The organism is Qipengyuania soli (assembly GCF_015529805.1).
GTDB lineage: Bacteria > Pseudomonadota > Alphaproteobacteria > Sphingomonadales > Sphingomonadaceae > Qipengyuania > Qipengyuania soli.
This window is the reverse complement of sequence record NZ_CP064654.1, coordinates 1,014,806-1,033,064: the sequence shown is the minus strand read 5'-3', so window position 1 is coordinate 1,033,064 and position 18,259 is coordinate 1,014,806. Positions and strand designations below refer to the sequence as shown.

Annotated in this window: 21 protein-coding genes; 13 read left to right on the top strand and 8 right to left on the bottom strand. The window is 62.8% G+C overall.

The genetic code is table 11. The annotated features are described in order from the left end of the window. The first annotated feature begins 67 nt into the window (after positions 1-67). Genes ribB through IRL76_RS05190 form a run of 4 tightly spaced genes read left to right on the top strand, consistent with a single transcriptional unit; the run spans position 68 to position 3,141 of the window. Positions 68-1,339, top strand: a complete 1,272-nt coding sequence (gene ribB / locus IRL76_RS05205; protein ID WP_200983730.1) for a 3,4-dihydroxy-2-butanone-4-phosphate synthase — start codon at positions 68-70, stop codon at positions 1,337-1,339. Between the two features lie 26 nt (positions 1,340-1,365). Then, a complete protein-coding gene (locus tag IRL76_RS05200) occupies positions 1,366-1,881 on the top strand; it encodes a CYTH domain-containing protein (RefSeq protein ID WP_200983729.1) in 516 nt (171 codons plus the stop codon). Positions 1,882-1,883: 2 nt separating this feature from the next. Then, positions 1,884-2,306 carry a 6,7-dimethyl-8-ribityllumazine synthase gene (gene ribH / locus IRL76_RS05195; protein WP_200983728.1) on the top strand — a complete coding sequence of 141 codons (423 nt, stop codon included), beginning with the start codon at positions 1,884-1,886 and terminating at the stop codon, positions 2,304-2,306. A 4-nt stretch (positions 2,307-2,310) separates the two neighbouring features. Further along, positions 2,311-3,141, top strand: coding sequence for a DMT family transporter (locus IRL76_RS05190; protein WP_200983727.1), 831 nt, complete (start codon positions 2,311-2,313; stop codon positions 3,139-3,141). Here IRL76_RS05190 and IRL76_RS05185 read toward each other — a convergent pair. The 4 genes from IRL76_RS05185 to IRL76_RS14530 all read right to left on the bottom strand — a co-directional run bounded on the left by IRL76_RS05185 (position 3,138) and on the right by IRL76_RS14530 (position 6,959). Beyond that, positions 3,138-4,229 (bottom strand): Rv3169 family protein, encoded by a 1,092-nt coding sequence (locus IRL76_RS05185; RefSeq protein WP_200983726.1) that lies wholly within the window; start codon positions 4,227-4,229, stop codon positions 3,138-3,140. The genes IRL76_RS05190 and IRL76_RS05185 overlap by 4 nt on opposite strands. After that, positions 4,229-5,278, bottom strand: coding sequence for a phosphotransferase family protein (locus tag IRL76_RS05180; RefSeq protein ID WP_200983725.1), 1,050 nt, complete (start codon positions 5,276-5,278; stop codon positions 4,229-4,231). Before IRL76_RS05180 ends, IRL76_RS05185 begins: the two co-directional genes overlap by 1 nt. A 78-nt stretch (positions 5,279-5,356) precedes the next feature. Next, positions 5,357-6,646, bottom strand: coding sequence for a phosphopyruvate hydratase (eno, locus tag IRL76_RS05175; RefSeq protein WP_200983724.1), 1,290 nt, complete (start codon positions 6,644-6,646; stop codon positions 5,357-5,359). A gap of 106 nt (positions 6,647-6,752) precedes the next feature. After that, positions 6,753-6,959 (bottom strand): hypothetical protein, encoded by a 207-nt coding sequence (locus IRL76_RS14530; protein ID WP_246450011.1) that lies wholly within the window; start codon positions 6,957-6,959, stop codon positions 6,753-6,755. On the opposite strand from IRL76_RS14530, the gene IRL76_RS05170 reads away from it, so the two are divergent. From IRL76_RS05170 to IRL76_RS05145, 6 genes are all read left to right on the top strand, one after another. Then, on the top strand, positions 6,958-7,443 hold the full coding sequence (locus IRL76_RS05170) for a hypothetical protein (protein WP_246450010.1): 486 nt from the start codon (positions 6,958-6,960) through the stop codon (positions 7,441-7,443). The genes IRL76_RS14530 and IRL76_RS05170 overlap by 2 nt on opposite strands. Positions 7,444-7,467: 24 nt before the next feature. Next, positions 7,468-7,896, top strand: a complete 429-nt coding sequence (locus IRL76_RS05165) for a phage holin family protein (protein ID WP_200983722.1) — start codon at positions 7,468-7,470, stop codon at positions 7,894-7,896. Next, positions 7,893-8,216: a hypothetical protein gene (locus IRL76_RS05160; protein ID WP_200983721.1), complete on the top strand. Its 324-nt coding sequence runs from the start codon at positions 7,893-7,895 to the stop codon at positions 8,214-8,216. Before IRL76_RS05165 ends, IRL76_RS05160 begins: the two co-directional genes overlap by 4 nt. 48 nt (positions 8,217-8,264) lie before the next feature. Continuing rightward, the gene (locus tag IRL76_RS05155; protein WP_200983720.1) at positions 8,265-8,798 is read left to right on the top strand and encodes a hypothetical protein; all 534 of its coding nucleotides are present in this window, start codon (positions 8,265-8,267) and stop codon (positions 8,796-8,798) included. Positions 8,799-8,907: 109 nt separating this feature from the next. Then, a complete protein-coding gene (locus tag IRL76_RS05150; protein WP_200983719.1) occupies positions 8,908-9,138 on the top strand; it encodes a DUF4170 domain-containing protein in 231 nt (76 codons plus the stop codon). 12 nt (positions 9,139-9,150) lie between these two features. Continuing rightward, positions 9,151-9,639 carry a GNAT family N-acetyltransferase gene (locus tag IRL76_RS05145; protein ID WP_200983718.1) on the top strand — a complete coding sequence of 163 codons (489 nt, stop codon included), beginning with the start codon at positions 9,151-9,153 and terminating at the stop codon, positions 9,637-9,639. A 9-nt stretch (positions 9,640-9,648) separates the two neighbouring features. Here the strand turns inward: IRL76_RS05145 and IRL76_RS05140 are convergent, their stop codons facing one another. From IRL76_RS05140 to carA, 4 genes are all read right to left on the bottom strand, one after another. Continuing rightward, complete coding sequence (locus IRL76_RS05140; RefSeq protein ID WP_200983717.1) at positions 9,649-9,936, bottom strand: hypothetical protein; 288 nt, start codon at positions 9,934-9,936, stop codon at positions 9,649-9,651. A 27-nt stretch (positions 9,937-9,963) separates the two neighbouring features. Further along, the gene (gene greA / locus IRL76_RS05135; protein WP_200983716.1) at positions 9,964-10,431 is read right to left on the bottom strand and encodes a transcription elongation factor GreA; all 468 of its coding nucleotides are present in this window, start codon (positions 10,429-10,431) and stop codon (positions 9,964-9,966) included. Positions 10,432-10,543: 112 nt separating this feature from the next. Next, the gene (gene carB, locus IRL76_RS05130) at positions 10,544-13,867 is read right to left on the bottom strand and encodes a carbamoyl-phosphate synthase large subunit (RefSeq protein WP_200983715.1); all 3,324 of its coding nucleotides are present in this window, start codon (positions 13,865-13,867) and stop codon (positions 10,544-10,546) included. Then, positions 13,868-15,046, bottom strand: coding sequence for a glutamine-hydrolyzing carbamoyl-phosphate synthase small subunit (gene carA, locus IRL76_RS05125; RefSeq protein ID WP_200983714.1), 1,179 nt, complete (start codon positions 15,044-15,046; stop codon positions 13,868-13,870). It lies immediately after the preceding gene. A 164-nt stretch (positions 15,047-15,210) separates the two neighbouring features. Here carA and IRL76_RS05120 point away from each other — a divergent pair, with 164 nt between their 5' ends. From IRL76_RS05120 to dnaG, 3 genes are read left to right on the top strand one after another with little or no spacing between them, the layout of a single operon-like run. Then, entirely contained in the window at positions 15,211-15,663 is a 453-nt protein-coding gene (locus IRL76_RS05120) for a GatB/YqeY domain-containing protein (protein WP_200983713.1), read from the top strand. Beyond that, positions 15,660-16,352 (top strand): putative periplasmic lipoprotein, encoded by a 693-nt coding sequence (locus IRL76_RS05115; RefSeq protein WP_200983712.1) that lies wholly within the window; start codon positions 15,660-15,662, stop codon positions 16,350-16,352. Before IRL76_RS05120 ends, IRL76_RS05115 begins: the two co-directional genes overlap by 4 nt. Before the next feature lie 36 nt (positions 16,353-16,388). Next, a complete protein-coding gene (dnaG, locus tag IRL76_RS05110) occupies positions 16,389-18,236 on the top strand; it encodes a DNA primase (RefSeq protein ID WP_200983711.1) in 1,848 nt (615 codons plus the stop codon). Positions 18,237-18,259: the final 23 nt, after the last annotated feature.

Below are 18,259 nucleotides of genomic sequence, written 5' to 3'. Positions count from 1 at the left end.
CCCCCCATCACACAATGATGTCGTAGCGGAATTGGTAATCACATTACGATGTGATAGACTGAGTCGCATGACCACTGACACCATCACTCGCGTTCGTACCATCGTCACGGAAGGCTCCATGACCCGGGCGGGCCTCGCACGAGCAGCCGGGCTCCATGCCAACACCCTGCGCGACTGCGCGGAGGATGGCTGGAACCCGACGGCAGACACCCTCGGCAAACTCCAGCGATTCCTCGATGCCAACGATGAAACGCCAGTCCTGGTGCCCATCGAAGAAATAATCGAGGAAGCGCGCAACGGGCGCATGTTCGTCCTGGTAGATGACGAGGATCGCGAGAACGAGGGCGACCTGGTCATTCCAGCGCAAATGGCGACACCCGATGCCATCAACTTCATGGCGATGCATGGCCGCGGCCTCATCTGTCTCACGCTGACCCGTGAACGCACCGAGCAGCTCGGCCTCGAACTCATGAGCCGCAGCAACGGGACCCGCCATGAAACAGCCTTCACCGTGTCGATCGAGGCGCGCGAAGGGGTCACCACCGGTATTTCCGCAGCAGACCGCGCGCGCACTGTATCGGTGGCAATCGACCCGACTCGCAATGCGCAGGATATCGTTACGCCGGGCCACGTCTTCCCGCTGATCGCCCGTGATGGCGGCGTGCTCGTTCGTGCCGGCCATACCGAGGCAGCAGTCGATATCTCGCGGCTTGCGGGTCTCAACCCTTCGGGCGTGATCTGCGAGATCATGAACGAGGACGGCAGCATGGCTCGCCTGGAAGACCTCGTCGGGTTTGCCCGCCGCCACGGATTGAAGATCGGGACCATTCGCGACCTCATCGAATACCGTATGCGGCATGACCACCTGGTCGAGCGGGCCAGTGAAAGTGCTTTCGTCTCCGACTATGGCGGCGACTGGAAAGCAATGACCTATCGCAATGCCGTCGACGGGAGCACGCATGTCGCCCTGCAAAAGGGCGCGGTCGAGAAAGGCAAGCCCACTCTCGTCCGCATGCATCGTATTTCCATCTTCGACGACGTCCTCGGCCGCCGGGGTGAGCGCAAGCGCACTCTGCAACGGGCCATGAAAGCCATCGGCGACAACGGTAGCGGGGTTGTCGTCCTGCTGATGCCGAACAGACCGGAAAGCCTGCAGAACGAGGTTGGCGGTGTCCGTCCTGCGGACAGCGGCGAACTGCGCGAATACGGGGTCGGAGCGCAAATTCTCGCCGACCTCGGCGTGCATGAGATGGAATTGCTAACGAACTCGCATCACAACGTCGTCGGCCTCGAAGGATACGGCATTTCCGTCACGGGCGAGCGCCCGATACCGGAGTGAACGCTTCAGGCTTCCTGTTGAAGCGCATGAGGACTGCCGCCCACGAGGCTGCGGAGCCCAAGTACGCGCACCTCGAACGCGAGCGCCGCTGGCTCGTCGATCACGAAAGCATCGATCTCGAGGCGTTGAAAGATCCGATCACAATCCGCGATCGCTATATCGAGGGAACCAGGTTGCGCCTCCGCGAGATGTCATGCGGGGACGAGCGAGTGTGGAAGTTGACACGCAAGTACGAGTGCGTTGATCCCCTCGCCCGACCGATCGTCACGGCATACATCGAAGATGCCGAGCATCGCGTCCTGTGTGATTTACCGGCCATCGAACTGATCAAGACGCGCTTCAAACTCGCGCACGATGGTTTCGATTATTCGGTCGACAGGTTCGACGGCCCGCTGCAAGGGCTCTGGCTCTCCGAAATCGAACTCGAGGATGGCGCAGAGCTCGCCGCCCTCCCGAACCCCTCCTGGAGCCTTGCGGACGTCAGCGACGATCCGCGCTACCAAGGTTACACACTCGCCCAATGCGGCATTCCCAAGGATTGATCATGGCCCGTTTTCTCATCGTCGAAGCCCGTTTCTATGACCACCTCAACGACATGCTGGTCGATGGTGCCCGTACGGCGCTGGAGGCCGCTGGCCACGAAGTCGAGGTTCTGACGGTTCCGGGAGCACTCGAGATTCCGGGCGCCATCGCGCTGGCGACTGAAAGCGAACGCTACGATGGCTACGTTGCCGTCGGCGTCGTCATCCGCGGCGAGACCTATCACTTCGAGATCGTCGCCGGCGAAAGTGCGCGCGGGATCATGGCGCTCACCATGGACGGTGTCGCGATCGGCAACGGCATCCTCACGGTCGAGAACGAGGAACAGGCCATCGTCCGCGCGGATCGCCATCAGAAGGACAAGGGTGGCGAGGCAGCGAAAGCCGCCCTCGCCCTGTTCGCGCTGCAACAGCGCTTCGCTGCATGATGCGATGATCGACGGCCCCGCAATGATGATGGTTGCCTCTGGCGCCATCCATGCGGTGGTCAATGCCGTCCTCAAGTCTGGCGACGACAAGCTGGCGCGTCGTGCGCTGATCGACCTCAGCGGCGGTCTGCTCGTGCTTCCGGCCGTGCTGTTCTTCCCCATGCCGTCTGGCGCCTGGAGCTGGCTGGCGGGGTCGCTGATGGTGCATGCCGTCTATTTCCTCGCACTGGTCCGCGCCTTCGAAGTGTCGGACATGAGCGCCAGTTATCCGGTTATGCGCGGCACGGCTCCGGTGTTCGCAGCGATGGGCGGAGTTTTCATTCTAGGCGATGCGATCACCTTACCCATTGCAATGGGTATGGGACTGGTCGTGAGCGGGATAATGCTCAGCGCAATCGGTCGCCATCTGACGCCTGCCGCATTGGGATACTCATTGCTGACCGGATTGGCAGTGGCTTGCTACACCGTTCTTGACGCCGGCGGTGTGCGGAATGCCCCCAGCCCGGCTTCATACATTGCCTGGGCATTTCTCATCCTTGGCGCAGGAATCGGTGCGGGTTTCGGCGCGTGGCGAGGTAGCGAATTCCTGATCTACGCACGGGCCAACTGGAAGTCCTGCACACTTGCCGGAGCATTGGGTGTGGTTTCCTATGGACTGGCGTTGCTGGCCTATTCCATCGGCGACCTGCCGCGCCTCGCCCCTTTGCGCGAAAGCTCGATCCTGTTCGCGCTGGTGATCGCGGTCCTCTTCCTGGGCGAGAGGGCGGACCGCCTTAAAATCTTCGGCGGAGTGCTGATCTTCGTCGGGGTCGCGACCCTGCTCCTCGCCCGTTAGGTCGCCCCGTCGAGGAACTGGGTCAGCCCCAGCGGCGAGAACGGCCCCATGATCAGCTGTTCGAACACACCGATACCGACGGTCCCGTCGCCGGCTTCAACGCGGACGGGCATCTGGACGTGGAGATTCTCGGGCAACAGAGGGTCGAGATCCTCCAGATGGATATCCTCACGCTCGACCACCAGCGGTCCCCTGTAGTGCCCGTGGCCCCATTCCGGGTGCGTATAGCCGAGGCCACGCATCTGGAAGCGCCCCAGCGGTTCGAAGCTCACCTGTTCCGGAGCTCCGCGCACGGCGAGCGATAGGGTGCCTCCCGCGGGCCAGCGTGTGCCCTGGTGAAGGCGGGTACGCATGCTGCCATGCCCTTCCGACAATTGCGCAGCTTCCGCGCCCTCGTCCGCCCATGCGGCCCGAGTGTTCCAAGCCTCGCCGTGTTCGTCGTTGTTGACGTGGAAGAACAGCGAACCTTGGGGGAAATTGACCGGTGTCCACTGCCAGAAGAAGCCGGGAAATGTGTGACCGGGCATGGGCTGCGGGTCCCGTGCCCCGACGGGACGAACTCCCCAGCTGCGATCCCGCGTGCCCATTGTATCCGGCGCGAGATCGCGGCGGTTCCCGTCGACCTCGATCCAGCCCTCGTATCGGCCGTTCTGGGTCATCCGCGTGTAGTCCATGAATGCGCGCGGACCGATACGATGGGTGAAGCGCGGTTCCTCGATGGGAAAGGCTCGCCCGGTGAAGGTCACGTCTGCCGCCATTCCCTCGAACGGCTCGAGCCGGATACGAAGCTTGTTGAGCGGCTCGAGCACTTCGATCGAGATCGGCCCGACAGCCATCGCCATGCGTTCCATGTGAAGTTCGGCGCTGGCATGGATGCAGTGCTGCACACCGTCACGGATAAAATTGAAGTGTGCGTCGATGACATCGAGATGGGGATACACACCCAGCGCGATCGCGAAGAAGCCGCTGCCGTCTGGCGCATAGCCGTTGAAGAAATAGCGGTCGTAGAAATTCCGGTCCGTCCCGGAATAGGCGATGGGTTCAGGCGTCTGGTGGATCGGATATTCGTCACCGCGGGTCAGGACCATCAAATCGTCTCCTTCAGTGCACCGATACTGTCACGCGCGAGTGCAAGTGAACAGGAACCTCGGGCCATGGACAGGAAGTTGTCGTCTCCGCGTGCCGTCCGCTCGACGAAAGCCGCGCTGAATACTGCCGTGCTCACGCCATGGAGCACGCCGCGGCGGTAGTCATCCCAGACCTCTTCGCGCGTAAGCTCCACGCCGTGAGCCGTCATCTCGGCCAGCCACAGGTCCAGCAATTCATCTTCGTTATCGCGCCAGAGCTTCTCGCCGATGCCGCAACCCATGAAGTATGCGACGTCCGTGAGGGCATTGCCGATGGTCACGGTCTGCCAGTCGAGTACCGCGATCGGTTCCGCCCCGCCCCCGATATCGAACAGCATGTTGTCGAGCCGGAAATCGCCGTGGACGATGCACTTCGGCGGCTCGGTGCGATGGAACCAGATGGGCGCGGCTTCGGCGAGTTCCTCACAAATGCGCATCAGTTCTGGTTCCAGCGAGTCCGCATAGCGCTCACGAAATACCGCTTGGGCCTGGGGGTAAAGACCGGCAATCGTCTCGCCCAGGCTGGCAGGCGGCTGGATCCACGCTGCCTGAAGCAGGTCCTCCCTGCCCCAGCTCGGGGCATGGATGGCCGCCGCCTGCCTCATGGCGTGACGTGCATCCTCTATCCCGCACCCTGCGATCTGGTCACCCTGACGAGCAGGTCCCACATCCTCGAAGAGAAGGATGAACTCGCCACCATCCTCACTAACATCTGCGAAGTGAACGTTCGGCACGCGCACTTCGAGATGCGGTGCGGTCTGGCGATAGAACTCGACCTCCTTGCGGTAGAGACCGAACATGATTGCCGTGCCGCGGCTCGCGGCGTCAGCTGCCGGAAACTTGCCAGCAAGGGTGCGCGGTGCGCCGTCAGCTTCCAGCGTGAACCTGACGCTGTCGCCGACCTGGCCCGTACCGATAGGCTTCCAGCTGACCGAACGCACTTCTGCATCCAGCACTTCGCCAAGCCATTGCGGCGTCACATCGTCAGGATGTGCCGGAAATGAAACCAAACCCTCTCTCCCGGGTGCGTTTTCTCAACGCTAACCCCGGTGGAGCGGCGTGACAATCACCTCAATAGAGGTGCCCCGTCAGAACTTCAGGCTGCCGAAGCAGGCACTGCCGGCATAGACCGCGCTGTCCCCGAGCTCTTCCTCTATGCGAATGAGCTGGTTGTACTTCGCAAGCCGGTCCGAACGCGCAAGCGAGCCGGTCTTGATCTGGCCGCAGTTGGTCGCGACTGCGAGATCGGCGATGGTTGCATCCTCGGTTTCGCCCGAACGGTGCGACATGACGGCGGTATAGCCCGCGCGGTTCGCGATGCTCACTGCGTCCAGTGTTTCGGACAGCGTACCGATCTGGTTGACCTTCACCAGCAGCGAGTTGGCAAGGCCCTGGTCGATGCCTTCGCGCAGACGCTGGGGGTTGGTCACGAAAAGGTCATCGCCGACCAGCTGGACATTGCCGCCGATCCGGTCGGTCAGCGCCTTCCAACCCTCGAAATCGTCCTCGGCCATGCCATCCTCGATCGAACGGATCGGGTAGTCGCGACACAGGGCGTCGAGATACTCGGCCATGTCATGGCCGTTGAGGGCGAGGTTCTCGCCAGCGATCAGATACTGGCCGTCCTTGAAGAATTCGGTCGAGGCGCAGTCGAGTGCCAGAGCGATGTCATCGCCTGGCTTGAACCCCGCCTGTTCGATCGAAGCCATGATGAAGTCCAGCGCATCGCGCGTACTTGCAAGATCGGGTGCGAAACCGCCCTCGTCGCCGACTGCGGTGGCAAGGCCCTTCTCGTGCAGCTTCTTCTTGAGCGTGTGGAAGACTTCCGCGCCCCAGCGCACCGCTTCGGCCAGGCTGTCCGCGCCGACCGGCATGATCATGAATTCCTGGATGTCGATCGGATTGTCGGCGTGCTCGCCCCCATTGATGATGTTCATCATCGGAACGGGCAGGACGTGCGCCGACACGCCACCAATGTAGCTGTACAGCGGCAGGCCGCGGGCATTGGCCGCAGCCTTGGCTATTGCCATGCTGGTGCCGAGGATGGCGTTGGCGCCGATACGGCCCTTGTTCGCAGTGCCATCGAGCGCGATCATGGACAGGTCGATGTCGCGCTGGTCTTCGGCGTCGAAGGCGCCGATCAGCAGGTCGCGTATCTCGGTATTAACCGCCTCGACTGCCTTGGTAACACCCTTGCCAAGGTAGCGATCCTTGTCACCGTCGCGCAGTTCCACCGCCTCGTGGGCGCCGGTCGAAGCGCCAGAGGGCACGGCTGCGCGACCGAAGCTGCCGTCTTCCAGCAGAACATCGACTTCGACCGTGGGATTGCCACGGCTGTCGAGAATTTCGCGGGCGTGGATATCGATGATCGCAGTCATGCCAGTGGCGCTCCGGTGAAAGGTGTTGTAAATAGCTATTACACCCCCAAATGGGGAGTCGGTGGCGCTCTATGCTCCGGAACATCGGGGCGCAAGTTGCGTTGCATCAAGGACTACCGCGTTCGACAAGAGTAGCGGTGATGAATACGAATTTGAGGGCAAGGACAAGAACGATGGCTGACACTCCAGCAACCGGGGCGCCAAAGAAGACCAAGACCACCGGAACCAAGAAAAACACCGCGAAAAAGTCCACCACCGCAAAGCCGCGCAAGCCCGCGGCAAGCAAGGGTGAAGCAAAGGAGACCACTCCCATGACCACTGATAACCGCACAGAAGCGAAGTCGCGTTTCAACGCCGCGCTCGAAGAAGCCAAGGCAGGCGCTGCCGCCCTCAAGGCCGAAGGCCGCGACCGCGCTGTCGCCTACCGCGATCAGGCCAAGGGCAAGAGCGAAGATTGGGTGGCCGATGCGAAGGCCTATGGAGCCGATGCCAAGGTCAAGGGCAAGGAACTGGCCACCGAAGGCAAGGTGAAGGCGGGCGAAGGCCTGCGCGCCCTCAGCCGCGTGGTCAACGAAAACGCCCAGGAAGTCGATGACCGCCTCGGTGCCAAGTATGGCGACTATGCCCGTTCGGCATCGCGCACGCTCGATGGATATGCCGCGAAGCTCGACGAAAAGACAGTCGACGACCTCGTCGAAGATGGTCGCGAATTCGTCCGCAAGAGCCCCGGCACCGCCATCGGCATCGCCGCAATTGCAGGCTTCTTCCTGTCCCGCCTGTTCCGCCGGTCGCGCTAATCCGACCACGCGGAGGGGCTGCAGATGAGAGATGAAGGTATCGAGCGGTCGGAAGAGTTTTCCGGACCGCTCGACCTGCCCGATGAATATGGTCCGTCGGAAGAGGAAGGCACCGGTAACGGTCCCTCGCTCACCGACGATATCTTCGCGCTGATCGACGACGGAAAGACTTATGCCGAGGCAGAAGTCGCGTTCCAGAAGAGCCGCGCGGGTTATGCGGCCAATCGCGCAGCCGGGGCGGTAGCCTTTGGCTTGGGAGCCTTTGGGGTCTTCCACCTTGCGCTGATCGCCGCGACCGTGGGTGTCGTAATCGCACTGGTCCCGCTCGTGGGACCGTGGATCGCGACCGGCATCGTCACCCTGTTCCTAGTCATAGCGGGTTTCGTTCTCTTGCGACTGCTAAAGGGGCGTATCGAAGATATCCGTTCGGCATTCGAGGATTCTGGCGAATGAGCGACCGTCGCGCCCGAATGATCGAAGATCGCTATTTGCGCGATTCCGCCAAAGCTTTGGTGGAGGCCGACCTGGAACACCTCAAGACTGGCCTATCCCAACGTGGCCTGACCGAACGCGCCTTCGACAAGGTGCGAGAGGGCGCAGTCGATATCTACGAAGAAGCCGTCGAGGTCGCCGAAGACAACAAGGGCGCACTTGCGGCGCTAATCGCAGCAGTGGTCGTGTGGTTCGCTCGCAATCCTATTCTTTCGCTGCTCGGACTGGGCGAGGAACCGGACGATGCGGCAGCCGAACGCGACGAAGCGGAGGAACGGTGAGCCGCTGATTAGCGTTTCATCGCCGAGACACATATTCTGGAGGAAATCATGGCCGACACCGCCAAACCCGCCAACGTCACCCCTATCAGTGCCGACAGCAAGCTCTCCGACCAGCAAAAGCGTGACCAGCTGCGCGCACGCATCGAGGCAGGTGAGAAGCGCAACGAGCAGCGAACCCTGGTCGACCAGGCGAAGGACGCCGCAGACACTGCAGTCGCATTCACGAAAAAGCACCCCTACGCTGTCATCGGCGGCGCGATAGCCGTCGGCCTCGCCATTGGCGCGATGACCAAGCCGGGGCGCCGCCTAGGCAAACGTGGTGGAGTGTTCGCCGGCCTCGTTGCCGACGCGGCCCTCGCATACGGTGCACGCATGATCGACAACGCCAGCAACGCAGCGCACCTGGCTGGCGATCGTTTCGAAGATTTTGGAGAAACGGCAGCCTCGACCGCCCGTGACTTACGTCGCGAAGCAGCAGGCAGGCTCGATGCCGCCGGTGAGGTCCTACGGGCTACATCTCGCAAGGCGACGCGTGGCGGATCGCGTGCAGCTCAGGCCATCAAGACGCGCCTGACCCACTGAGAGCCCACTTTTTAAGCATGCCGTAGCGGCGCGACGGGGTTGCCTGTCGCGCCGCTTTCGCTATGGGGCGCACGCAATCTCCTCCTCCCCCTTCGAGAAAGACTTCAAAATGGAAGAAACCGAGAGCAAGCAGACGCTCTACCTCGTCATGGGCGGTCGCGTGACCGATCCCCGCGCTGTGACCTTCGCCGACCCCGAAGGCATTCATGTTGCCGGCGTGTTCAGCAGCTACGACGCTGCGGTCGACGCATGGCGCGCCAATGCACAGCGGACTGTCGACGATGCAGAAATGAAGTACGTGGTCGTGCACCTGCACAAGTTGCTCGATCCGAGCGCCTAAAGAACTGATCAGGTGGAGTATGCGATCCGCCGCTTCCGGGACGAAGATGCCCAGGCTCTAGCCAGCATCATGGGGGCGGCGATCTCATACATTGGAACCCATGCCTACACGCAGCAACAGGTCGACGCATGGTTTGCGCGTCACCACACTCCAGAACGGTATCTCGAGCGCGCAGCTGCCGGGCATGTTATCTTCGTTGCGACCGACCCGGATGACAGTCCGGTCGCCTACACGCTGCTCGAGGCCGATGGGCACCTCGACCATCTATACTGCCACCCCGATCATACGCGTCGCGGGATCGCGGAGAAGCTGCTCGAGCGTTCGGAGCAGGAGGCCCGCGCGATCGGCTGCACCAGGCTGTATACGGAGGCGAGCGATCTCGCCCGCCCGGCCTTCGAGCGTTCGGGGTACACGGCTACGCACAGGCGAGAATTCGAGATCGCGCACGGCGATCACATGGTCCCGATCCACAATTGGGCGATGGAGAAGCAGCTGGCCTGAAGGCTTGCTTCAGCGGGTGACGACAAATGCGGCGATGGCGGCTCCCACGGCGAGCATGGTGACCATGCGGCCCCGCCGTTGAGAGCGCAATTCCGCCCAACGAGCCTCGTCGAGGTACCAGCGGTCGCGTCCGCCGGGACGCACGATGTCGAGGCCCTTCAAGCGGTCGAACGCTCGCTTTCGGCTCCCGAGATCGGGCTCATAGGCGATTGCATCGGCAGCGCTGGTTGCGCCCTTGCCAAGGAAATGCCGGGCAACACGCTTTTCGGCGACCAGCCTGATTGGTGGTGTTGCCATTGCTCTCGCCCCCCCCTTTGCGATGCCCTAGATGAACTCGATCTTCTCGATGAGGTAAAACTTGTCGCCTGAGGGGACAGTCACTTCGACCTCTTCGTCGACCTGCTTGCCGATCAGCGCACGGCCAATGGGCGAATTGTAGCTGATCCGCCCCTTGTTCGCATCGGCCTCGGTCTGGCCGACAATCTGGTACTTGATCGGCTTGTCATCCTCGTCAAGCAGGGTGACGGTCGCACCGAAAATCACCTTGTCGCCTGAGAGAGTAGTCGGATCGATGATCTGGGCGCGGCTGACCTTGTCCTCGATCTCTGCGATCATCGCTTCGACCTGGCCCTGACGCTCCTTGGCAGCGTGATATTCTGCGTTTTCCGAGAGGTCGCCATGCGCGCGAGCTTCCTCGATTGCATCGACGATCCTCGGGCGTTCGGCGCGCAGGACCTTGAGGTCCGCAGTCAGCTTCTCATAGCCCTCTGCCAGCATCGGCACCTTTTCCATGGGCCCCTGTTCCTTCCTTACTCACCCCGTCGCTGGGACAATTCGAACCCGGTCCGCAGGATGCGGAGCCTGTCGCTTCGAATGTCGGGAGGGGAAATGCGTCTTGTTCTTGTCAGCTATAATAGTCTTGCAATGAACGCACTTCAAGCTGGCTCGGCGAGACCTCTGCTATGGATCGTGCCACGGCCACCGAGGCGGCAGCTGTCGTGTAGTACGGCAGCTTCTTCTCAAGCGCACTCGCGCGGATGGACTGGCTGTCTAGAAGAGACTGCCAACCCTCGGTGGTGTTGAAAATCAACGCCACTTCGCCGTCGATGATCGCATCCACGATGTGCGGACGACCCTCGGCCACCTTGTTGACCCGCTCGACCTCCAGGCCGCGCTCGGCAAGGAACCGCTGCGTGCCACCCGTGGCGATGACCTTGAAGCCCTGGTCGAGCAGGGTCTTCACCGCGGGGAGGATGACATCCTTGTCACTATCCTTCACCGATACGAACAGCGTGCCTTCGCGCGGCAGGTGCATGCCAGCACCCAGCTGCGACTTGAGGAAAGCGGCAGGGAAGTCCTTGTCGATCCCCATGACTTCGCCGGTCGACTTCATTTCCGGCGACAGCACCGGGTCAGAACCCGGGAAGCGCGCGAAGGGGAAGACGGCTTCCTTTACCGCCATGTGCTTGGGGCGGATGTCGAAGGGCTCGAACTCGTGCAGCCCCTCGCCTGCCATGACGCGTGCGGCGATCTTGGCGACCGGGCGGCCGATGGCCTTGGCGACGAAAGGCACAGTGCGGCTGGCGCGCGGGTTGACCTCGATAAGGTAGACCTCGCCATCCTTCACCGCGAACTGGACGTTCATCAGGCCACGGACCTGAAGTGCCTTGGCGAGCGCCTCAGCCTGCCGTTCCATTTCGGCGATGATGTCGTCGGGCAGGCTGTACGGCGGCAGAGTGCAGGCGCTGTCGCCCGAGTGGACGCCGGCTTCCTCGATATGCTGCATGACGCCGGCGATGCGAACCTCAAAGCCGTCCGAGACCACATCGACGTCGCATTCGACGGCATCGCGCAGATACTGGTCGACCAGCACCGGGCTGTCTCCCGAAACGTTGACCGCCGTGTTGATGTAGTCGTCGAGCTGCGCCTCGCTATCGACGATCTCCATCGCGCGGCCGCCAAGGACGTAGCTCGGGCGCAGGAGCACCGGGTAGCCGATGGTGCGGGCCACGGCGGCGGCTTCGTCACGGCTGCGTGCAATGCCGTTGTCGGGCTGCTTGAGCTTGAGCTTGGCGACCAGCTTGGCGAAGCGTTCGCGATCCTCGGCAAGGTCGATGGCATCGGGGCTGGTACCGAGGATCGGAACGCCCTCCCGTTCGAGCGCAGCTGCAAGCTTCAGCGGGGTCTGCCCGCCAAACTGGACGATCACGCCCACGACCTCGCCCTTCGACATCTCGACGCGCATGATCTCGAGCACGTCCTCTTCTGTCAGCGGCTCGAAATAGAGGCGGTCGGAGGTGTCGTAGTCCGTCGAGACCGTTTCCGGGTTGCAGTTGACCATGATGGTCTCGAACCCGGCTTCGGCAAGGGCGAAACAAGCGTGGACGCAGCAGTAGTCGAACTCGATGCCCTGCCCGATGCGGTTCGGGCCACCGCCGAGAATGACGATCTTCTTGCGGTCCGACGGGTTCGCCTCGTCTTCCGGCTCACCGAAGGTAGGCGCCTCGTAAGTCGAGTACATGTAGGGCGTGATCGCTTCGAACTCGGCAGCGCAGCTGTCGATCCGCTTGTAGACCGGATAGACGCCGAGCTTGTGGCGCAGCTTGCGCACCTCTTCCTCGCTCGTCGCGCCCGCCATGGCGCGCAACGCGTCATGGAGCAGGCCCGAACGCCGCGCCTGGGTCTCGGCAAGCCCGCCCGCAACGCCGACCGAACGCACCGCCAGCGTGGCGAGGCGCTTGTCTGAGAAGCCCATGGCCTTCAGGCGACGCATCTCCGCTGCGTCGCGAGGCAGGCCGTTGTGGCCGAGCATCTGCTCCTCGTAGATGATCGCTTCGATCTGGCGCAGGAACCACGGGTCGAAGCCGGTGATCGGCTGGATTTCTTCGACGCTCAGCCCCTCGCGGAAGGCCTGGGCGATCTTGAGGATGCGGTCGGGCGTACGCTGCGAAAGGGCGGCGAAAATCTGGTCCTTGGGCACGCCTTCGAGCTCGACCACGCGGTTGAACCCGTCCAGCCCGGTTTCGAGGCCGCGCAGCGCCTTCTGCATCGATTCCGCGAAGCAGCGCCCGATCGCCATGACCTCTCCGACCGACTTCATCGCGGTCGACAGCTCGTTCTTCGAACCCTTGAACTTCTCGAACGCGAAGCGCGGGATCTTCGTCACGACATAGTCGATGGTCGGCTCGAAGCTGGCGGGCGTCGCGCCGGTAATCTCGTTCTGGATCTCGTCGAGCGTGTAGCCAACCGCCAGCTTCGCCGCGACGCGCGCGATGGGGAAGCCGGTGGCCTTGGATGCCAGCGCCGAGGAGCGCGAGACGCGCGGGTTCATCTCGATGACGATCAGGCGGCCGTCCTTCGGATTGACTGCGAACTGTACGTTGGAACCACCTGTTTCCACGCCGATTTCGCGCAGCACGTTGATGCTGGCGGTGCGCATGATCTGGTATTCCTTGTCGGTAAGCGTCAGCGCCGGGGCGACGGTGATCGAGTCTCCCGTGTGAACGCCCATCGGATCGACGTTCTCGATCGAACAGATGATGATGCAGTTGTCCTTGCGATCGCGGACAACCTCCATCTCGTATTCCTTCCAGCCGAGGAGCGATTCCTCGATCAGGACCTCGGTCGTGGGCGAGGCGTCGAGACCTTCGCGCACGATCCGCTCGAACTCGGCCTTGTTGTAGGCAATGCCGCCACCGGTACCGCCGAGCGTGAAGCTGGGACGGATGATCGCGGGCAGGCCCGTGGTCTCGAGCACATTGAGCGCTTCCTCGACCGTGTGCGCCACGCCGCTGCGCGCGCTTTCGAGGCCGATCTTGTCCATCGCAGCGCGGAAACGCTGGCGATTCTCAGCCTTGTCGATGGCATCGGCATCGGCACCGATCATCTTGACGCCGTACTTCTCCAGCGTGCCGTCGTTGAACAACGAGAGCGCGCAGTTGAGCGCCGTCTGCCCGCCCATTGTCGGTAGCACCGCGTCGGGCCGCTCCTTCTCGATGATCTTGGCAACGATGTCGGGCGTGATCGGCTCGACATAGGTCGCGTCGGCCATCTCTGGATCGGTCATGATCGTAGCGGGGTTGGAGTTGACCAGGACGACCCGGTAGCCCTCCTCCTTCAGCGCCTTGATCGCCTGCGTGCCGGAATAGTCGAACTCGCAAGCCTGGCCGATGATGATCGGACCAGCGCCAATGACGAGGATCGAGGAGATGTCAGTTCTTTTGGGCATTTATCCGAGCATCCCAACGAATTTTTCAAAAAGGTAGAAGCTATCCTGCGGTCCGGGGCTCGCCTCGGGGTGGTATTGCACACCGAAGGCCTTCTTGCCCTTGATCGAGATGCCGCAATTGGTGCCGTCGAAGAGCGAGACGTGGGTCTGTTCGACCGAGTCCGGCAGTGTGTCGGCATCGACCGCGAAGCCGTGGTTCATGCTGGTGATCTCGACGAGGCCTTCGCTTTCGCCCCAGCTCGATCCCACGCGCTGGACCGGGTGATTGGCACCCCTATGGCCCTGGAACATCTTGGCGGTCTTTGCGCCCGCGGCGAGGCCGAGCATCTGGTGGCCGAGGCAGATGCCGAACAGCGGAATATCGCGCTCGAGCAGGCCCTTGATTACCGGCACGGCATACTCGCCCGTCGCCGCCGGGTCGCCGGGGCCGTTCGAAAGGAACACGCCGTCGGGTTCGAGACGCAGGATTTCCTCCAGCGTGCTGCGCGCCGGTACGACGGTCACCTTGGCCCCTGCCTTGACCAGGTTGCGGAAGATATTGTCCTTGGCGCCATAGTCGATCGCGACGACATGGGGGCGCTCGTGGCCTGCCTCATGGTAGCCGAAGCCCAGCTGCCAATGCCCGCCGCGCCAGTCCTCCAGAACGCCGCGCGTCACGGACGGAACGAGGTCGAGCCCTTCGAGCCCGCTCCACTCGGCGGCCTGTTTCTTTAGCGCCTTCAGGTCGAATTCGCCGCGCGGACTGTGTGCGATCACCGCGTTGGGCGCGCCGTTAAGGCGAATGCGACGTGTCAGGGCGCGGGTGTCGACTCCCGAAAGCCCGATCTTTCCGTGCGCTGTCATCCACTCGACGAATTCCTGCTGCGCCCGGAAGTTCGATTGCGGCGTCACCTCCTGCCGAACAATGCAGCCAACCGCGCCCAGGCCACGACTCTCGTGATCTTCCTCGTTCGCGCCGACATTGCCGATGTGCGGGAAGGTGAAGGTGACGATCTGGCTGTCGTAGGAGGGATCGGTCATCACCTCCTGGTAGCCGGTCATGGCGGTGTTGAAGCAGACCTCGCCGACGGCAGAACCCGTCGCGCCGAAGCCTTTGCCCCAGATTACAGTTCCGTCCGCGAGGACGAGGACTCCCGTCGCGCCTTTGGGTTGCGCGTGCGAGAATGCGGACAGGGCCATTGGGCTCTCCGAGTCAGGGGTTTCCGGCGATGTGTGCTAAGACCCAGCCGCTAGGGGTCTCGACGAGTCCCGTCAACCCGCCAATCTGCACAAGTCTTGGCTTTGCGGCGCGCTGCCCTAAATGAGGCGTGAATCATCCACAGCTTACTGACACAGGGACTTCCATGCTTCGCGAGAAAATCCAGGCCGAAACCGTCACCGCCATGAAGGCCAAGGACAAGGAGCGCACTGCCGCGCTCCGCCTGATCGGGGCGAAGATCAAGGATCGCGACATCGAACTGCGCACTTCGGACAAGAAGCCGGAGGACAATGAGCTCGTCACCGACGTGCTCATGAAAATGGCCAAGCAGCGCCGCGAATCGATCGAAATGTACGAAGGCGGCGGACGCCAGGAACTCGCCGACAAGGAAAAGGCCGAGCTCGCGGTGATCGAGGAATTCCTGCCCAAGCAGATGAGCGAGGATGAAACCCGCGCTGCCATCGCCGCGATCAAGGGCGAGATCGGCGCCGAGGGTATGAAGGACATGGGCCGCCTGATGGGTGAACTCAAATCCCGCCACGGCGCTTCGCTCGACATGAGCAAGGCCAGCGGCCTGGTGAAGGAAGCGCTTTCGTGAAGCGTCACGCGCTCGCCCTGCCCCTGCTGATTGTGCTTGCGGCGTGCGGCAAGAGCGACCCCGAGCCGCTGCCCACCCCGACGGCCACGGTCGCCGCACCGCGCAACCTCGTTGCCGCAGACCTCAACCTGGCGACGCTCGGCGCGAAAGTGGTCGGGCCGCAGGGCTCGCAAGTCGAAACCGTGCTCAGCGCCGGAAACGCCGAGATCGGCACTATGGTCAGCTATGTCGCCTGTCCTGCCGAGGTGACCGAATGCGTACCCGGAAAGATGCCCGAAGGCACGCTCTACACCTATGTGCATCAGGTCACTTTGGACGACGCCGAAAAGGATGAGATTAAGCCGACCTCCGGTCCTGAAGTGGTCGAAGCGGCGCCGACGCTTTTCCGCACGACGGCGAAGGCGCACGGCTTCACCGGTGCCATCGGCTACGCGAAGGCCGAGGCGGAGGCGGCGCTTGGCGCTCCCGAGGCCATTACCACTACCCTCGACAACGGCGGCCTGATCTGGCGCGTGACCGAAGGCGGAGGCTGGAAGCCCGGTTCGACCATCACCTTCTGGTGGCAGTCGACCCTCCCGCCTGCGGGACCTGCCGACAATTACCTGCTCGAAGTCGACGGTAACCATTCGGCAGCACGGGGGCCGTTTCCGGCTGAGGACAAGCCTGTGGAGGGCAAGAAGCCGCGCTAGCGGTGGCGGCGTCGGGTCTATAAGGTCTGCGACCTTATGGCGCTCACACCCCAATGGCTCGACGAACTGCGCGCGCGGACCACGTTGTCCGCGGTGATCGGTCGTACCCTGCGCCTGACCAAGGCGGGGCGCGAATACAAGGCCTGCTGCCCGTTCCACAACGAGAAGTCGCCCAGCTTCTACGTCAATGACGAGAAGGGCTTTTACCACTGCTTCGGCTGTGAGGCGCATGGGGACGCAATTCGCTGGCTGACCGACCAGCGCGGCATGCCGTTCATGGATGCGGTCAAGGAACTGGCCGGCGAAGCGGGAATGGAAGTTCCTGCCCCCGACCCGCGTGCTGCGGAACGGGCGGAGAAGCGCGCCAGTCTTCACGACGTGACCGGCGCCGCGCAGGAATGGTTCGCCGGCAACCTGACGTCGCCCGAAGGGGCGCAGGCGAGAGCCTATCTTGCACGACGCGGCTTCTCGGACGCGACAATCCGCGAATTCGGCTTCGGCTTCGCGCCTGAAAGCAAGCAGGCACTGAAGGGCGCGTTATCTCGTTTCGACGAGTCCATGCTGATCGAATCCGGCATGCGTATCTCGGTCGAAGACAAGGAACCCTACGACAGGTTCCGCAATCGCCTGATGCTGCCCATCCACGACATGCGCGGGCGGGTCATCGCCTTCGGCGGCCGCGTGCTCGATCCCGAAGGCAAGCCGAAGTACCTCAACAGCCCCGATACTCCGCTCTTCGACAAGGGGCGTACGCTCTACAACCTCCACCGCGCTGCTCCTGCCGCCCGGCAGACTGGGCGGATCATCGTGGTCGAGGGCTACATGGATGCAATCGCCCTCGCCAACGCCGGTATTCGCGAGGCGGTTGCACCGCTCGGTACGGCGCTGACCGAGAACCAGATCGAGCTGCTCTGGCGCCAGGTCGAACGGCCGATACTGTGCTTTGATGGCGACAATGCCGGCCAGCGGGCGGCCATGCGGGCAATCCAGCGCGTCCTGCCAATGCTTCGCCCTGCCCACTCGCTCTCGATAGTCCGCCTGCCCAGTGGCATGGATCCGGACGACCTCATCCGCGAAAAGGGCGCAAGTGCGATCGAGGAACTTTTGTCGCGACCTGTCAGCCTGCTCGATACCCTTTGGGATTTTGAGCGCATGTCCGCTCCCCTCGACACACCCGAGGACAAGGCCGGACTCAAGGCGCGCCTGCTTGACCATGTCGAGACCATCCAGCACCCTGACATCCGTTCGCTCTACAAGCGCGAGCTGCTCGAGCGGTTTTCCGAATTCGCCTTCCCCTCGCGCCCACAGCGCGAATTCGCGCCGCGCAAGACCTTCCGAAAAGGCGAGTGGAAGCAGCCCGCGCCCGCCCTGTCGCCGGTAGCGCGCGAGCAGCTTACGCGGGCCATATCCGGTGGCTCACGCGACGCCCTTGCCCGTGCCGTTATTGCCGGCCTCGTTCGGTTCCCAGACCAGATCCACCGCCACGAGCATGCCCTGCACCAGTTCGCCATGCGTGACAGAAATGTCGGTCCCGCCATCGATTCGCTGCTGGAGGCGGCCGAGACGCTTGATTTGTCCGCGCAATCGCCCATATCGCTCGCACACGGCCTTCCCGCCCCACCGGAAAAAGCTCATTTCGCCTTCCTCGATGAAGGCACCGACCCGGGTGATGCGCGCGAGGATCTGGCCGAGGCTGTGTCGCTGCTGGTCGAAAGGCCCGCGCTCGAATCCGCTTTGGCGGAGGCGACTGCGCGCTTCGATCGCGACCCGGAAGGTTCTTTCGCCGAACAGGCCCGATTGCGCGAGCGCTTACTGGCCCTTAACGAGCGTTTGAAACAGTTCGGGCGGCGGAAGGCTGCTGCGGCCGACGAAACGGGTTCATGATGGCTAAGGGTGCAGGTCCCGGA

Coding starts and splice junctions, on each gene's coding strand:
- ribB (WP_200983730.1), top strand. CDS start 68: ATGACCACTGACACCATCACTCGCGTTCGTACCATCGTCACGGAAGGC.
- IRL76_RS05200 (WP_200983729.1), top strand. CDS start 1,366: ATGAGGACTGCCGCCCACGAGGCTGCGGAGCCCAAGTACGCGCACCTC.
- ribH (WP_200983728.1), top strand. CDS start 1,884: ATGGCCCGTTTTCTCATCGTCGAAGCCCGTTTCTATGACCACCTCAAC.
- IRL76_RS05190 (WP_200983727.1), top strand. CDS start 2,311: ATGATCGACGGCCCCGCAATGATGATGGTTGCCTCTGGCGCCATCCAT.
- IRL76_RS05185 (WP_200983726.1), bottom strand. CDS start 4,229: ATGGTCCTGACCCGCGGTGACGAATATCCGATCCACCAGACGCCTGAA.
- eno (WP_200983724.1), bottom strand. CDS start 6,646: ATGACTGCGATCATCGATATCCACGCCCGCGAAATTCTCGACAGCCGT.
- IRL76_RS05170 (WP_246450010.1), top strand. CDS start 6,958: ATGACCACTGATAACCGCACAGAAGCGAAGTCGCGTTTCAACGCCGCG.
- IRL76_RS14530 (WP_246450011.1), bottom strand. CDS start 6,959: ATGGGAGTGGTCTCCTTTGCTTCACCCTTGCTTGCCGCGGGCTTGCGC.
- IRL76_RS05165 (WP_200983722.1), top strand. CDS start 7,468: ATGAGAGATGAAGGTATCGAGCGGTCGGAAGAGTTTTCCGGACCGCTC.
- IRL76_RS05160 (WP_200983721.1), top strand. CDS start 7,893: ATGAGCGACCGTCGCGCCCGAATGATCGAAGATCGCTATTTGCGCGAT.
- IRL76_RS05155 (WP_200983720.1), top strand. CDS start 8,265: ATGGCCGACACCGCCAAACCCGCCAACGTCACCCCTATCAGTGCCGAC.
- IRL76_RS05150 (WP_200983719.1), top strand. CDS start 8,908: ATGGAAGAAACCGAGAGCAAGCAGACGCTCTACCTCGTCATGGGCGGT.
- IRL76_RS05140 (WP_200983717.1), bottom strand. CDS start 9,936: ATGGCAACACCACCAATCAGGCTGGTCGCCGAAAAGCGTGTTGCCCGG.
- greA (WP_200983716.1), bottom strand. CDS start 10,431: ATGGAAAAGGTGCCGATGCTGGCAGAGGGCTATGAGAAGCTGACTGCG.
- carB (WP_200983715.1), bottom strand. CDS start 13,867: ATGCCCAAAAGAACTGACATCTCCTCGATCCTCGTCATTGGCGCTGGT.
- carA (WP_200983714.1), bottom strand. CDS start 15,046: ATGGCCCTGTCCGCATTCTCGCACGCGCAACCCAAAGGCGCGACGGGA.
- IRL76_RS05120 (WP_200983713.1), top strand. CDS start 15,211: ATGCTTCGCGAGAAAATCCAGGCCGAAACCGTCACCGCCATGAAGGCC.
- dnaG (WP_200983711.1), top strand. CDS start 16,389: ATGGCGCTCACACCCCAATGGCTCGACGAACTGCGCGCGCGGACCACG.